At 68.8% G+C, this 14,668-nt stretch carries 15 protein-coding genes; 8 read left to right on the top strand and 7 right to left on the bottom strand.

The features are described from left to right. Window positions 1-88 precede the first annotated feature (88 nt). Window positions 89-448, bottom strand: coding sequence for a hypothetical protein (locus ACZ5ZX_RS41305; RefSeq protein ID WP_465507462.1), 360 nt, complete (start codon window positions 446-448; stop codon window positions 89-91). Window positions 449-520: 72 nt separating this feature from the next. Here ACZ5ZX_RS41305 and ACZ5ZX_RS41300 point away from each other — a divergent pair, with 72 nt between their 5' ends. Next, window positions 521-1,603, top strand: a complete 1,083-nt coding sequence (locus ACZ5ZX_RS41300; RefSeq protein ID WP_465507461.1) for a carboxylate-amine ligase — start codon at window positions 521-523, stop codon at window positions 1,601-1,603. Between the two features lie 12 nt (window positions 1,604-1,615). On the opposite strand, the gene ACZ5ZX_RS41295 is transcribed toward ACZ5ZX_RS41300, so the two are convergent. The 4 genes from ACZ5ZX_RS41295 to ACZ5ZX_RS41280 form a co-directional block, all read right to left on the bottom strand. Then, window positions 1,616-2,062 carry a DUF6098 family protein gene (locus ACZ5ZX_RS41295; protein WP_465507460.1) on the bottom strand — a complete coding sequence of 149 codons (447 nt, stop codon included), beginning with the start codon at window positions 2,060-2,062 and terminating at the stop codon, window positions 1,616-1,618. A gap of 156 nt (window positions 2,063-2,218) precedes the next feature. Next, the gene (locus tag ACZ5ZX_RS41290) at window positions 2,219-3,127 is read right to left on the bottom strand and encodes an alpha/beta hydrolase fold domain-containing protein (protein WP_465507459.1); all 909 of its coding nucleotides are present in this window, start codon (window positions 3,125-3,127) and stop codon (window positions 2,219-2,221) included. Then, entirely contained in the window at window positions 3,114-5,138 is a 2,025-nt protein-coding gene (locus tag ACZ5ZX_RS41285) for a CocE/NonD family hydrolase (protein WP_465507458.1), read from the bottom strand. Before ACZ5ZX_RS41285 ends, ACZ5ZX_RS41290 begins: the two co-directional genes overlap by 14 nt. A 3-nt stretch (window positions 5,139-5,141) precedes the next feature. After that, entirely contained in the window at window positions 5,142-6,440 is a 1,299-nt protein-coding gene (locus ACZ5ZX_RS41280; RefSeq protein ID WP_465507457.1) for an ATP-grasp domain-containing protein, read from the bottom strand. 83 nt (window positions 6,441-6,523) lie between these two features. On the opposite strand from ACZ5ZX_RS41280, the gene ACZ5ZX_RS41275 reads away from it, so the two are divergent. From ACZ5ZX_RS41275 to ACZ5ZX_RS41265, 3 genes are read left to right on the top strand one after another with little or no spacing between them, the layout of a single operon-like run. Next, a complete protein-coding gene (locus ACZ5ZX_RS41275) occupies window positions 6,524-8,038 on the top strand; it encodes an FAD-dependent oxidoreductase (RefSeq protein WP_465507456.1) in 1,515 nt (504 codons plus the stop codon). Then, on the top strand, window positions 8,038-9,138 hold the full coding sequence (locus ACZ5ZX_RS41270) for a carboxylate-amine ligase (RefSeq protein ID WP_465507455.1): 1,101 nt from the start codon (window positions 8,038-8,040) through the stop codon (window positions 9,136-9,138). Before ACZ5ZX_RS41275 ends, ACZ5ZX_RS41270 begins: the two co-directional genes overlap by 1 nt. Before the next feature lie 18 nt (window positions 9,139-9,156). After that, window positions 9,157-10,167 (top strand): iron-containing redox enzyme family protein, encoded by a 1,011-nt coding sequence (locus ACZ5ZX_RS41265; RefSeq protein WP_465507454.1) that lies wholly within the window; start codon window positions 9,157-9,159, stop codon window positions 10,165-10,167. Here ACZ5ZX_RS41265 and ACZ5ZX_RS41260 read toward each other — a convergent pair. Both ACZ5ZX_RS41260 and ACZ5ZX_RS41255 read right to left on the bottom strand, forming a co-directional pair. After that, window positions 10,135-10,350, bottom strand: coding sequence for a CDGSH iron-sulfur domain-containing protein (locus ACZ5ZX_RS41260; protein ID WP_465507453.1), 216 nt, complete (start codon window positions 10,348-10,350; stop codon window positions 10,135-10,137). The two genes, ACZ5ZX_RS41265 and ACZ5ZX_RS41260, sit on opposite strands and share 33 nt — an antisense overlap. Further along, the gene (locus tag ACZ5ZX_RS41255; protein ID WP_465507452.1) at window positions 10,334-11,023 is read right to left on the bottom strand and encodes a methyltransferase; all 690 of its coding nucleotides are present in this window, start codon (window positions 11,021-11,023) and stop codon (window positions 10,334-10,336) included. Before ACZ5ZX_RS41255 ends, ACZ5ZX_RS41260 begins: the two co-directional genes overlap by 17 nt. Window positions 11,024-11,173: 150 nt before the next feature. Between ACZ5ZX_RS41255 and ACZ5ZX_RS41250 the strand changes: the two genes are divergently transcribed. From ACZ5ZX_RS41250 to ACZ5ZX_RS41235, 4 genes are all read left to right on the top strand, one after another. Next, window positions 11,174-11,320 (top strand): hypothetical protein, encoded by a 147-nt coding sequence (locus tag ACZ5ZX_RS41250; protein WP_465507475.1) that lies wholly within the window; start codon window positions 11,174-11,176, stop codon window positions 11,318-11,320. 109 nt (window positions 11,321-11,429) lie between these two features. Further along, complete coding sequence (locus ACZ5ZX_RS41245) at window positions 11,430-11,861, top strand: DUF4383 domain-containing protein (RefSeq protein WP_465507451.1); 432 nt, start codon at window positions 11,430-11,432, stop codon at window positions 11,859-11,861. A gap of 28 nt (window positions 11,862-11,889) precedes the next feature. Further along, a complete protein-coding gene (locus ACZ5ZX_RS41240) occupies window positions 11,890-12,855 on the top strand; it encodes a glycosyltransferase (protein ID WP_465507450.1) in 966 nt (321 codons plus the stop codon). 28 nt (window positions 12,856-12,883) lie between these two features. Next, window positions 12,884-14,110, top strand: a complete 1,227-nt coding sequence (locus tag ACZ5ZX_RS41235; protein ID WP_465507449.1) for a glycosyltransferase — start codon at window positions 12,884-12,886, stop codon at window positions 14,108-14,110. The last annotated feature ends 558 nt before the right edge of the window (window positions 14,111-14,668 follow it).

Genomic DNA, 14,668 nt, shown 5'->3' with positions numbered 1-14,668 from the left:
TGGGGGGTGTGCGCCGGCTGTTTTTGTTCGTGTGTGGGTATTGGGTTCTTAACCCTAAGCGCCACTCACGACCAACCCAGCCCGCCCCTCACCGGGCGGTGAGTTCGCCCAGCATCCGCTGCGAAGCGCCCAGTTCCTCCACCATCAGAAGGCCTCCGGCGCGGGCTTGGGCGAGCGCGAAGCCGACGCCCGCCACCTTGTCCCATGCCTCGCCTGCCGCGTCGGCCGAGCCGACTTGGCCGGACAGCAACTGGTCCTCCAGCTGATCCTGCAAGCCGGGCAGCAGGTGGGCGAGGTCGTCGGCCAAACGCCGTAGCGCGCCGATGGTCCGGACGAGGTCGGCCGGGGTGTCGGCCTCCCCTTCCAGCACCCGGCGGTACAGGCGGCGTACGACGGTTCCGGCCTGGGCGGCCAGCAGATACGGCGGCTCCGCCGACATGGGTTCCATGCGGCGGAAATACCCGTTTCCGCCTTGCGGAAAACACGTTTGCCCAGGGCATACCCCGGGTATTTGCCGCAGGTGAAAGACGACGTACTCACGTTCGGTATCGAGGAAGAGTTCTTCGTGGTGGGCCGCGACGGTCACCTGGCCCCGGCGGGTGACGTGGTCGTCGACGCCGCGGACGAAGACGAGGGCGAGCTTCAGCACGAACTCACCCGCTCACAGGCGGAATCGGCCACGGACATCTGCACCACGCACGACGAGGCCCTGCGACAGCTTCGGAACCTGCGCGCGGACCTGGCACGTGCCGCCGCCCGGCGTGACTGCCGTCTGCTGCCGTGCGGCAGTGCCCCTTTGGCGGAGAGCGAACTTCCGGTGATCACGCCGAACCCACGCTACGAGCGGATGGCCGACCATTTCGGGGCGACCGCCCGCACGTCGCACACCTGCGGCTGCCACGTCCACATCGCCATCCCCGACCGCGAGACCGGCATCCGGGTGATCGCGCGGGTCCGCCCCTGGTTGCCCGCCTTGCTGACCGTCACCGCGAACTCCGCCATCTGCGACGGCTACGACACCAGTTACAGCAGCTGGCGTTACCAGCAGTGGAGCCGGTGGCCCTCGGCCGGACCACCACCTGCCTTCACGTCGCTGGACCACTACGAAAGCATCGTCGACGCCTGGCTGCGCGCGGGCGCGATCCTCGACCGCAAGATGATCTATTGGGACGTAAGACTTTCCGAGAGCCAGCCGACCCTGGAGTTCCGGTTCTCCGACGTCGCGGCCACCCCGGAGGAAGCGGCTCTGCTGGGCGTGCTGATCCGCGGCATGGTCGCCACGATCCTCGGCTCGGACGAACGGCCGGCCGAGCTGCCCAACGAAGTCCTGCGAGCGCACCTTTGGCGGGCTTCGCGGGAAGGATTGTCCGGCCGCTGCCCTCATCCCCGCACCGGTGACCTCGCCCCCGCCACGGAGGTGCTCGACGACGTCGTCGCGTTCGCGGCAGGCGCCCTCAAAGAGAACGGCGACTTCGACTTCGTCCGGGAAGGCTGTGCCCGGCTCGTCGAGAGCGGGAGCGGAGCGGACCGGCAGCGTGCCCGGTTCGCGGAACGGAACCAGGCCGAGGACGTCGTCGAGCTGCTGGCCGAGCGGCTGGAGTGAGCCGCTCGGCTCTCAAGCCCGGTCAAGCTCCGGCGGGCGGCGCAGCGGACCCCATTCAGAGTCTTCCTTCGCGTGCTGCCGCAACAGATCCCGCGCTTCGCTCAGGACGTCGGTGGAGATCCGGGCGACCGGCTCCGGATCGGTGAGCAACGGCTCGTTGTCCGGTCCGGAGCCCACGATGCGTCCCGACAGGACCCACGGTTTCGTCTCCCGGCGCCGTTCGTGGCGGAGATGACAGTAGTCGTAGAGCCTCCTGGCCAGCCACAATTCGAGCGGCTGGTCCCGCCACCACGGTTCGGGATCGAGAGGGTTCACCGAAAGCCCCGGCAGTTCCGCCCCGGTGAGCTCGTCGCGGCTGGTACCCGCGCGGTGTTCCGGTGACGGCGCCCAGCGCACGTAAAGTTCTTTCCGCCCCCGCACCAGGTCGGCGAGCTCCCCCAACGAAGTCACTTGCTGCATCGAGCCGCTCCACAGTGGTCACGGTGACCGGCGCGCCGGCGTCCCTGCTCCGCCGGGGCTGCCCACGCCGGTCCACCTCGCGGCCGGAGGACGCACAACCTCGCTACACCGGCCGCTCTTCTCCGGTTACCCGCTCAGACCGCCGCTACACGGAATTCAGCGACGGTCGACCAGGTGCGCGATCTCCTCCACGACTCGTGCCGCCTCCGGGATCGACGCGATCATCCAGGCATGGATCATGCCTTCGAATTCGTGATAGCCGAGCCGCACACCCTGTTCGGTGCAGAGCGTCTTCAGCCGTCGCGCGTCGGTGAGCAGGACGTCCCTGGTCCCGATGTAGGTGGTCAGGTTCCCCAGCCCGGTGAGATCCCCGGAAATCGGACTGAGCCGGGGATCGGTCCGCGGCAGCGGTCCGCTGTAGAGTCGTGCCGCCTCGTTCAGTCCGGTGAGCGCGAGATAGGGATCCCGCCGATCCAGCGCCGGCTGGGCCGGATGGCTCATCGTGAGGTCCAGCCACGGCGAAAGCAGCACGGTCTCCTTCGGCACCGGACGCCCGTCGTCGCGCAACGATTTGACGAGTTCGAGCGCGATCCCGGCGCCGGCGGAATCGCCCATCACGACCTGGTCCTCCGGCTGGAGCCCGGCGGCGAACTTGTCGTAGGCGCGCTTGACGAACTCGACGGTTTCCGGGCACTGATGCGCGGGCGCCAGCGGGTAGATCGGCACGGTCACCGTGCACCCGGTACGGGAGATCAGCCTGCCGAAGAACTTCCAGTGGTCGTGCTGGATCTGGTGCACGTAGGCGCCACCGTGGAAGTACAGCACCTGTTTGCCGACCCCGGCGTCATGCGGGCGGATCGTGTAGCAGGGCCGTCCATCCACGTCGGCTTCCCGGACGTCGAACCGGCGGCGGATCGACCGGCTCGGCTCGGTGTGCCCTTCGCGCTGGCTGCGTTCGACACTCCGCCGGAAGCGGTCGATGTCGGCGTAGGTCCGCTTCCGCTTGGTGATCCGCAGCCAGGCGTAAAGCGCCTTCGCCCGCAGGCTTGTCTTAGACGTGGTCACGGGGAACCGTCCGATGCCAGTTGCGGGAGAACGACCTTCGCTCCCCCTCGTACCCGTCGAGCTGGGCGTCGATGACGAACTCGGTGGGGGTGCAGGAAACGCGGGTGCGGGTCTCGGACCGCGCTTCCCAGTCGCCGCGGGCGAAGGTGATCGACCACGAGGTTTCCGCCACCGGGGAACAGAAGTCGTCCGCCACCCACGAGTAGCGTTCCAGCACGTTCCTGGTGACTTCGAGGTCGATGTCGTCGAAGCGGACCTTGCCCGCGTTCTTCACGATGTCGAGCGCGGACCGGTAGTCGATCAGGTCACGGGAGACGGTCCAGCGTTGCTCACCGGGTTCGAGTTGCGTGGCGGGCAACGGTTCCGCGCCTTCGGGCTCGTCGAACGGCCGGGCGGGCACCTCGTCCGCCTCGGCGATCGGGCGGACCGGGAGGGTGAGCGTGCTCTGTCCGGTGTGGACGGTCACCATCGCCGGTTCCGGCGGTGGCCAGGCCAGCGGCCAGTACGACGACGAGAGCGAAAGCCGGATCCGGTGCCCCGCGGGGAAGGCCTGCGCGACGGCGTTGAGTTCGATCCGCACCCGGTAGGTCTTCCCCGGCTCCACCGGTTCCGGATCGTCGTGCCCGTCCCGGTGGGTCAGGTTCAGCAACCCGTAGGTCACCCGAGTGGCCCGGCCGTCCGGCGCGACGTCGGACAGGCGGGCGGCCACCATCGCCACCGGCTTGTCCGCGGAGACTTCCAGCTCCACCACCGGCGAACCGAGGATCTCGCACGGTTCGGTGAGTTCGTCGGTGTCGAAGACGAGCGAACCGCCGTCCTCTTCCCGCTGGTCGTACGGCAGGTCGGGCGGCGCGCTGTAGGAGGCCCACTTCCCCGCGAACTGGCCGACCGAGAGCGGTGATTCCACGGACAGCCGCTCTTCCGGGACCTCTTCACCCGGCCGGGCGATCCGGTGCCGGGCGAGCCGGTGTTCCGACGGGTGGACATGCGGCGACGGCCAGGACGGCTCGCCGACCCAGCGGCCGGGCCGGTCCTCGTACGATGTCGACGGCGGCACGCTGTCCTGCATCCAGGTCTGGAGCATCGGCCCGTCCATGACACCGTTCTCGATGTCCTTCAGCCAGTGGTCCCACCAGCGGACCAGCTCCTGCAGGTACCCGATGGCCGGACCCGGCTGTCCCAGATGCGGGTACTTGTGCGACCACGGCCCGATCAGGCCCCGGCGCGGGACGTCGAGGTTGGCCAGCAGCCGTGACACGGCGTTCGAATAGCCGTCGGCCCAGCCGCTGGAGGCGAGCACGGGCACCTGGACGTCGCTGTAGTTCTCGCAGACCGAAGCGTGCCGCCAGTAGTCGTCCCGGCGCTGATGGTTCAGCCACTCCCCGATCCAGAGACTGCAGTTCTCCAGCCGTTCGAACCACAGGTCGCGCCACCGGTCCCCCGCCAGCGCCGGATCGGGCGGCAACGTGCTGTAGGCGAACATGGTGGACGCCTCGGCGACGTTGTCCGACAGCAGGCAGCCACCCATGTAGTGCATGTCGTCGGCGTAGCGGTCGTCGGTGAAGGACGAGATGGCGATGGCGGCCAGGCCGGGCGGTTTACGCGCGGCGGTCTGCAACGCGGCGAACCCGCCCCAGGAGATGCCCATCATCCCGGTCCGGCCGGTGCACCACGGCTGCGCGGCGATCCATTCGAGGACCTCCTCCGCGTCGAGCTGCTCCCGTTCGAGGTACTCGTCGGCGAGCACGCCCTCCGACTCCCCCGACCCACGGATGTCCACGCGGACACAGGCGTACCCGTGGCCTGCCAGATACGGATGATGCACCGAGTCCCGCACCGACGTCAGATCGCGGTGGCGGTACGGGATGTACTCCAGGATCGCGGGCACCGGTTCGGTGTCCGAGGCGACCGGACGCCAGATCCTGGCCGACAGCCGGATCCCGTCCGACATCGGGATCCAGACGTGGTCGTCCTCGGTGATCTCGTACGGCAGCGAAGCCACCGTCCGCATGGGCTATCCCTCCTCGAATTCGAACCGCAGCGCTTCGGTGCACCGGCGGTACTTGTGCTCCATCTCCCGTTCGGTCTGCGCCGCGACGAAGAGATGGGCGAGTTCGTAGCTGTAGCTGTCCTGTGCGGGCAGTTCCGAGAGCCGCAGGCCCTTTTCCGGCACGATCTCGATCTTCACGCCGGGGATCTCGGCCTCCAGGTCGGCGATCTCGGCGCGAGTGGGTACGCGGGTCACCATCCCGTCCTCGAAGCGGCGGTAGTACCACTTGCCCGCGATCTGGTAGTCACCTCGATGCCGCCGCTCGCCGGGATCCTCGCCGAGCCCCAGCCGCACCATGATCTGGTGGTTCGCCACACCGTCGACGTATTCGAAGAGCTCGGCGTGGGACTGGGAATGCCTCGGGTTGATCTCCAGCAGGCAGGCCTGCCCGGATTCGGGATGGCAGAAGAACTCGATGCTGAACGTGGCGTTGTCGAAGCCGATCTGCTCCATCACCAGCGCCGAGATCTCCTTCATCCGCCGGACGGAGTCGTCCGGCAGCTGCGACGGGTACTGGTGTCTCAAAAAGCAGGGTGTGTCGGGATAGTTGATCGAATCGAGTACGCCGTACACGGTGACCTGTCCGTTGTGGACATAGCCTTCGGTCGCCGCCTGGACCCCGTTGAGCGCGCCTTCCGCCAGGCAGGCCGCACCGCCTGCTTCGGCAACCACGGCGGGCAGGTCGACCTTGCCGAGGATGTAGTCGAAGGGCTTGCCGACCCGGTCGACCCCCTCGCGGATCTCGGCGACGGCCTTGGCGAACTCGGCGTCGTCGGCCACGTGGAAGGCCAGTTCGGAGGAGAACGACTTCACCGGCTTGAGCCACATGGGGTAGTCGACGCCCGCGGGTGGCGCCGGATCCTCGTCGTCCAGGTCGACGACGCCGAAGTCGGGCAGCTCGTCGATCACCTTCGCCTGTTCGAGCCTGCTCCAGTACTTGTGTTCGCATTTGAGCACGGCTTCGAGCGAGACACCCGGCAAGCCGTACTTCTCGCACAGCATCGCCACCATCGTCGACGCCGGGAAGTCCCAGTAGCTGACGATGGCGTCGATCGTGCCGTCGAAGGCGTCCAGTTGCTTCTGTGCCTTCTCCATGAGATCGATGATCGGGATCTCGCCGTACTGGAGTTCCTCGACCGACAGCAGCGGGTGGAAGCGGTACCGGTCGGCGCCCGGAATCCGCTCCAGCACCTCTTCGTTGCTCTCGTCGAGACCGATCACGAAGATGTTCTTTTCCTCGGGGGACCTAGGACCTGTGTTCATGGACGGCGGCTACCCGGATCCCCTGGCCCGAAAACCCCGCGGCCACTGGTTTGCCCGCGTTGGCGTGCGGGAATCCGGGCGCCATGACGGAGTTGCCCGGAACGCGTTCACTGTGGCTCGACACCGCTCCCGCTCCCGATCGGACCGGCACTCCGCTGCCGGAGGAGGTCGATGTCGCGGTCCTCGGCGGTGGCATCGCGGGACTGACCACCGCCTACCGGCTGGCCAGGGCGGGACGCTCGGTGCTCGTCCTGGAGGCGGCCCGGCTGGCGGCGGGTGTTTCGGGCCACACCACGGCGAAGATCAGCACCCAGCACGGGCTGAAGTACGCCACCTTGACCAAGACCAAGGGCGCCGAAGCCGCCGCGACCTACGCGTACACACAGGCCGCGGCCTTGGACTGGATCGCCGCCGCTTCGGCCGAACTCGGCATCGACTGCGGGTTCACGCGGGCGGACAGCTTCGTCTACACCACCCGGCCGGGGACGGTGGAGAGCCTCGAACGGGAAGCCGAAGCCGCCGCCGAAGCCGGTCTGCCCGCCTCCTTCGTCACCGATGTCGATCTCGACGTGCCCTCACTCGGTGCGGTGAAGTTCGCCGGACAGGCCCACTTCCATCCTCGCCGGTGGCTGCTCGGCCTCGCGGAGCAGATCGAACGCGCGGGCGGCACGATCGTGGAGGGCGTCCGAGCGGAAGGCGTCGACGAACTCGGCGGCACCCGGGTGCGGACCAGCGGGGGTGAGGTGCGGGCGGGCGCAGTCGTGGTGGCGACCCATTACCCGATGCTGGACCGCGGCCTGTTCTTCGCGCGGCTCGACCCGGTGCGTGATCTGGTCGTCGCGGGCCCGGTCGAAGGCAACCGGCGAGTGGACGGGATGTACCTCGACGCCGACACACACCACTCCGTTCGCGGCTACCTCAACGACGGTGTCCCGTACGCGGTCGCCGGCGGTGAGCACTACCGGGTCGGTGACTCCGTCGACGTGGAAAGCCGCTACGAACGACTGGCGAGCTGGGCGAGCGCCCACGCCGGTGTGCACCGCGTGACCCACCGCTGGTCCGCCCACGACTTGTCCACTGTGGACTCCGTACCGTACGTCGGGCGTTACCATCCGGCGAGCCGCCATCTCTGGGTCGCCACCGGCTTCGGGCAGTGGGGCATGACCGGCGGCACCGCGGCGGGACTGCTGCTGGCGGATCTGCTGACCGGCAGGGAAAACCCCTCGGCGAGCCTCTACGACCCCAACCGCTTCGACCTCCGTTCCGCGATCACGGCGGTGGAGAACAACGCCACGGTGGCGAAATTCCTGGTGGGCGACCACGTCAGCGCGTTGCGCAAGCCCGCGGCCCTGGACGAACTGGCACCCGGCGAGGCCAAGGTCACCCGGGACGGAGGTGAACTCGTCGCCGCCTACCGCGATCCCGGCGGTGAACTGCACGCCGTCGGCGCGCATTGCACCCACCTCGGCTGCCTGGTCGCGTTCAACAACGCGGAGAAGACCTGGGACTGCCCTTGCCACGGTTCGCGCTTCGCCTTGGACGGCTCGGTGATCCAGGGGCCGGCCGTGCACGCGCTGCCGAAGAAGCGGGAGCGGTGATGACCGGCATCGGCGTCGAAGAGGAGTTCCTGCTGGTCGACCCCCGAACCGGGGTGAGCTGTCCGCGCGCGGAGGCGGTGATCGCCCGGCAGCGGGCCTGCTGTCCGCTGCCCGACGGCGCCGCGGTGCACCGGGAACTGCGGCCGACCCAGATCGAGGCCGCCACCGGCGTCTGCGAGACCTCGGAAGAGCTCTACCACCACCTGGTGGCGGGGCGGCGATCACTCGCCGAGGCGGCCGCCGCCGAGGACTGCGCCATCATCGCCTCGGGTACCGCCCTGCGCGGTCCGCCCGACCGCGATCACCAGCGCGGCGACGGACGGTTCGGCGAGGTGGACGAGCTGTACGCGGGAGTGGTGCGGACCTACGAAGCCTGTGGATGTCACGTCCACATCGGCGTACCCGACCGCGACACGGCGGTCGCCGTGGTGAACCATCTCGCCGAATGGCTGCCCACGCTGCTCGCCCTGTCCGGGAACTCGCCGTTCGACGGCGGCCGGGACAGCGGTTACGACAGCTGGCGGATGGTGGAGCAAAGCCGGTTCCCCGGCTCCGGGATCGCACCGCACTTCGCGGACATCGAGGACTACGAGATCCAGGTCGACAGGCTGGTGGACTGCGGCGTGCTCGTCGACGCCAAACAGACCTTCTGGCTGGCGAGGCCGTCACCGCGCTGGCCGACGGTCGAGGTCCGCGCGGCCGATACCGCGTCCACCGTGGACGAAGCGGTGCTGCAGGCACTGCTGACGCGGGCGCTGGTGCGCACCGCGCTCGACGCGCTGGACGAAGGCGTCGAAGCCGATCCCCTCGACCCGCAGATCGCGGCGGCCGCCGTCTGGTCGGCCGCGCGGTACGGGCTGTCCGGACCGGCCATCGACCCGGTGGCCGGAAAACCGGTCCCGGCCACCGGCAGGCTCGCCTCGCTGCGGGAGCACACGCGGGCGGCACTGGCGGAGACCGGCGACCTGACGCTCGTGACCACCCTGCTCGACCAGCTCGAAAACGGGGGAACCGGCGCCGAACGGCAGCGCCGCGCCGCCGCCGACGGCGACATCGCGGTGCTGCGCATGTTGACCGAAGAGACGGTTCCCCACGGGTAGAGCGGGTATCCCCCGCTTATGACGACGACGGAAGTGCAGGTGGCCGCGAGGCTGCCGGAGATCCGCGGCCCGCTGTCCGCCGCCGTGGTCGACACCCTGGCGGGCGGGCGTACGAACGATTTCGACCTCGACGAGGTGTGGAACGCCGACCCCTTCGGCGAAGACCTGCAACTGGCCTTGCACGTCTGCTACGAACTGCACTACCAGGGGTTCGCCGACGTGGACCCGGGCTGGGAATGGGACACCGGGCTGCTCCGCTTCCGCGGCGCGCTGGAACGCGTCTTCCTCGACGGCATCCGGGCCGCCGTTCCCGGCGGGGACGACGTCGACGGCCTGCTGGACGAACTCCTGGTCGAGCCGGCCGACGGGAGCGGCGTCTCCCACTTCCTGCGCGACGACAGCGCCTGGTGGCACGTCGAGGAGTACTTCGCGCACCGGTCGATCTACCACCTCAAGGAGGCCGATCCGCACGCGTGGGTGATCCCGCGCCTGCGGGGAAAGGCCAAGGCGGCACTGGTCGCCGTCGAGTTCGACGAGTTCGGCGGCGGCCGGGCCGATCAGGCGCATTCCCGGCTGTTCGCGGATCTGCTGACGGCGGCCGGGTTGTCGCCGGACTATCTCGCCTATCTGGACCACGTGCCCGGCTGCACGCTCGCGACGGTGAACATGATGTCTCTGTTCGGCCTGCACCGGAGCCTTCGCGGCGCCCTGGTCGGGCATTTCGCGAGCGCCGAGATCACCACGGCCCCGGCCGCCCGCCGGATGGACGAGGCGCTGCGGCGGCTCGGTGGCGCCGCGGAGTGCCGGTACTTCTACACCGAACACATCGAGGCGGACGCCGTGCACGAGCAGGTGCTGCGGCACGACGTCGTCGGCGACCTGCTGGCCCGGGAACCGGAACTCGCGGCGGACGTCGCGCTGGGTATCCAGGCCACCGACCTGCTGGAGTCCCGGCTGGCCGAGCATCTCATGAAGGCGTGGTCGGCCGGGGAGTCCTCACTCCTCCGGCCGCTGCACCCCTTGCCGTGACCGGCGGCGGTGGCTGGTGTCGCAGAACGGGTACCGCTTGCTGCGACGGCAGGCGCAGAGAGCGACCACGAACCGGTCCGAGGTGACCGTTTCACCCTCCGGGGTGACGATCTCGACCGGTCCCTCCACCAGCATGGGCCCGCCGGGTTCGATCCGCACCCGCGTCCTACGGCCGTTCGGCACGGATCACCACCAGTTCTTCGAGCCGCTGGCCCACGGTGATCAGGCCGGCGGCTTCGAGGAACTCCGCCCGCTCGCGCATCACCGGTCCGAACGGGATGAACCGGCTCGCCACCACGGCGGCCGTCATCCCGGCGGCCCGCAGCTCTTCCAACGACTTGTCGACACCCGCCACGGTGGACTGGACGAGCAGAAGACAGCCACCGGGCGCGACCAAGGCCGGCGCTTCCGAACAGACCGGGCTCAGCACGACCCGCCCGTCCGGCCCGGCGTCCCAGGCCCGTGCCGCGCCGGTCGCCGGGACCGGGCACGGGACGTACGGCGGGTTGGCCAGCACGACGTCGTACGGTCCCCCGCGGGCCGCCTCGGCCAGGCTGCCGCGTACCGGCCGGACCGGTAGCCGCCGCAGGCGCGCGTTCGCCCACACCGCGGCCAAGGCCCGGCGGGAGATGTCCACGGCGGTCACCGATCCGGCACCGCTCGCCGCCGCGGTCAGCGCGAGCGCGCCGGTCCCCGTGCAGAGATCGAGCACCTTCGCCCCCGCGGCCATTCCCGACGCCCGCAAGGCCGTCGCGAGGAACCAGGTGTCGTCCTGTGGCCGGTAGACCCCGGGCGGCCGGAGGAGCCACGGCCGCGCCGGGGCGAGTGGTCTCGCGGAACTGGTGATCGCGGTCATGGCCCCTCCGGGTTCGCCGACTTAGGTGCTTCCGGCTACCCCGGCCGTCCGGCACCAAACGTCCACAGTGGTCTCGAAAACGCCACCGAAGGAACAGGATTAACCGCGCTCTGACGGGGTAATCGTTCGGTGAACCGTCGAGGATTCGAGGTGCCCATGATGGGTGACGACCAGGACAAGACCGCCCAAGCCGAGAGCGGGAAAAAGGAACGCGACGAGGAACGCCAAGAGGTGCGGGGCGAGCAGGGCACGTCCTCCGGCGATCCGCACGACGACACGGATCCGCAGTCCGGCTGATCCCCGCCCGGAACCGCCACGGATGCCCTCGATCGGGGGATCCGTGGCGTTTTCATGGCGCCCTCACGGGGTATCCGAACCGGTCTTTGGTGAACGGAGGGCCTTTCCGATGAACGAACGTTCGACCGTCTCGCCCCTGCGGCCGGTGGTGCTGGTCATCGCGCTGGTCCATGTGGTTCTGGGCGTGCTCGGGTTCTTTTTTCTGCCTGAGGCCAACGAGGCCGGGCAGAACACCCTTTGGATCTTCAGCGCGACGGGGATGCTCAACGTCATCCGCACGATCGTGGGTGTGCTCGGGGTGGCGGCGGTACTGAAACCGTCCGCGATCCTCGCCTACTGCTGGATTGTTTTCGTCGCTTTCGCCGGTTTGACCGCCTTCGGCGTGCTTTCCGCGGCGACGAATTCGGCGGGTGACGCGGTCAATTTCGGCTGGGCGGACAACGCACTCCACGCGCTCACCTCACTGACCGCGCTCGCGGTCGCCCTTCTCGCCACGCGGCGGGCGCGACGGGATCGGGTCCGCACGGAGACGAACGTTTAAGCCGACTTCTGCGGGCAATAAGTCGTACATGACGAAGATGGCGCGGCTCAGGGTCTTGCTGTGGCACGTTCACGGTTCGTGGTCCGAAGCCTTCGTGCGGGGCGGGCATCGCTACTACCTCCCCACCCTCGACGAAGGCGGGCCGTGGGGGCGAGGCCTGAGTGGACGCGATTGGCCCGACGCGGAAGAGGTTCCCGTCGATCGGTTGAAGGACCTCGATTTCGACGTCGTCGTCCTGCAGCGTCCCGACGAGCTCACGTTGGCCGCCCGGTGGCTGCGCCGCCGGCCCGGTCAGGACATCCCCGCCGTCTACGTCGAACACAACACGCCCCGGCCGCAGGCGGTGACCACCCGTCATCCGCTGGCCGACCGCGACGACATCCCGCTCGTCCACGTGACGCACTTCAACGAGCTCATGTGGGATTCGGGCAGCGCACCCACGGTCGTTGTGCCACATGGGATCCCTGATCCCGGTGAGCGATACACCGGCGAGCTCCCACACGGTGTGGCGATGATCAACGAACCCGTCCGGCGAGGACGGATCACCGGGACCGACCTGCTCCCCGCGTTCGCGGAGATCGCCCCCGTGGACGTGTTCGGCATCGGCAGCGGAGAACTCGAGGGCAAGCACCCGGGAGTGCGGCCGGGTGGTGATCTCCCGAGCCGGGAACTGCACACCGAGGCCGCCAAACGCCGGGTCTATCTGCACACCGCCCGCTGGACGTCACTCGGACTTTCGCTGCTCGAGGCGATGCATCTGGGGATGCCCGTCGTCGCGCTGGCCACCACCGAAGCGACGCTCGCCGTGCCACCCGACGCGGGAGCGATTTCGACGGACGCCAAGGCACTGGCGAAGGCCTATCGAGAGCTCGTCCACGAACCTGATTTCGCTGTACTGGCAGGAAAGGCGGCGCGAGAACACGCGCTGGCGCACTACGGCCTCGACGTTTTCCTGAAGCGCTGGGACGCCCTGCTGACCGAGGTGACCGCTTGACCCTCCGGGAGCGGACGGAAGGAGACTGATGAAGATAGCGATGGTTTCCGAGCACGCCAGCCCGCTCGCGGCGATGGGCGGCGTCGACGCGGGCGGCCAGAACGTCCACGTCGCCGAGCTTTCGGCCGCGCTGAGCCGTCAAGGGCACGACGTCACCGTCTACACACGCCGCGAGAATCGCCGCTCCCCCGCGACGGTGGAGGCTCCGGACGGTTACCGGGTCGTCCACGTGTCCGCGGGGCCACCGAAGAAGCTGCCGAAGGACGATCTCCTGCCGCATATGGGCGAGTTCGGCCGGGTGCTGCGCTCCAAATGGGCCAAGGACCGTCCCGACGTGGTCCACGCGCACTTCTGGATGTCCGGACTCGCCTCGGTACTCGCGGCCAAGGATCTGGAAATCCCGGTGATGCAGACCTTTCACGCCCTCGGCGCGGTGAAACGACGCTACCAGGGGAACAACGACACCAGCCCGGCGGACCGCGTCCGGCTCGAACGCATGATCGCCAAAAAGGTCGATCGGGTGATCGCGACCTGTTCGGACGAGGTGTTCGAACTCCTCCGCATGGGGCTGACCCGGTCACGTGTCTCCATCGTCCCGTGCGGCGTCGACCTCACGACGTTCACTTCGGAGGGTGAGGTCGCATCCAGGACGGCTCCACATCGGATCGTGAGCGTGGGAAGGCTGGTGCCACGCAAGGGTTTCGACATCGCCATCGCGGCGCTGGCCGGCTTGCCCGACACCGAACTGGTCATCGCCGGCGGCCCCGGGCCGGGCGACCTCGGCAAAGACGAAGAAGCGCGCCGCCTGCGCGGGATCGCCGAACGGGCAGGCGTGAGCGACCGAGTGCGCATGCCGGGGCAAGTGTCGCGTAAGGACATGCCCGCGCTCCTGCGGTCCGCCGACGCCGTCGTCTGCACCCCTTGGTACGAACCCTTCGGCATCGTGCCGCTCGAAGCGATGGCGTGCGGTGTCCCGGTGGTGGCCAGCGCCGTCGGCGGCCTGATCGACACGGTGATCCACGGCGTCACCGGCCTGCACGTACCGCCGCGCGATCCCAAGGCGCTCGCGAACGCGCTGCGACGGCTGGTGCCGGACGCGTCCTTGTGCGAGGCGTACGGGGTGGCGGGCTGCGACCGGGTGCGCGCGCGGTACTCCTGGGACCGGGTGGCGGCGGATACCGTGCGGGCTTACGAGCGTGTCCTGACGAACGAGACCGAAGCCGCTTCGGAAGCGGAGGCAGGTGTGGGTTCGTGACGCTGCGAGGTCGCCTTTAGCGGACTGACTGCGGGTGGTGAGTGGCGATTCGGGCTGGCTTGCCGTGAAGGCCCCCTTGCCTACCCTGAAGGTAGGGAAGGAGGCCTTCACTACCCGATGACTGTCCACAAGGGATAGTCACCGGTTACTCGGTGTCCGGTGTTTTAGATACCTACGGTGGGTGGGTCCGTAGCGGCCGGGCCGTGAAGGACTCCTTGAGGGACTCAGAGCTCCCCTCACCCGCCCCGGGCGGCCGTCACGAGCCTCACCAGTCACAACGGCTGCGCGTGAAGGCCCCCTTCCCTCGGCTGAGCCGAGGGAAGGGGGCCTTCACGCGCTCCGCCGCGAGCCAGGCGTCGGTACAGGTGGTCGTGAGTGGCGATTCGGGTTCTATTGAGAGGTAACTCAAAGGTGGCGTGTCCTGAAGGACCCCTTTGAGACGTTGAAGGTCTCAAAGGGGTCCTTCAGGACATCACGCTTCGACGCTGGGGCGGCGGTGTTCGCACCTGTCGCGAAAGCCACTTGCGGGACATGTGGTGTCCCGCAAGGGGCGTTAGC

Source organism: Amycolatopsis sp. NPDC033938, assembly GCF_055575975.1.
Note: the sequence above shows the minus strand (reverse complement) of the source record. Positions and strands in the feature narration are given on the sequence as shown.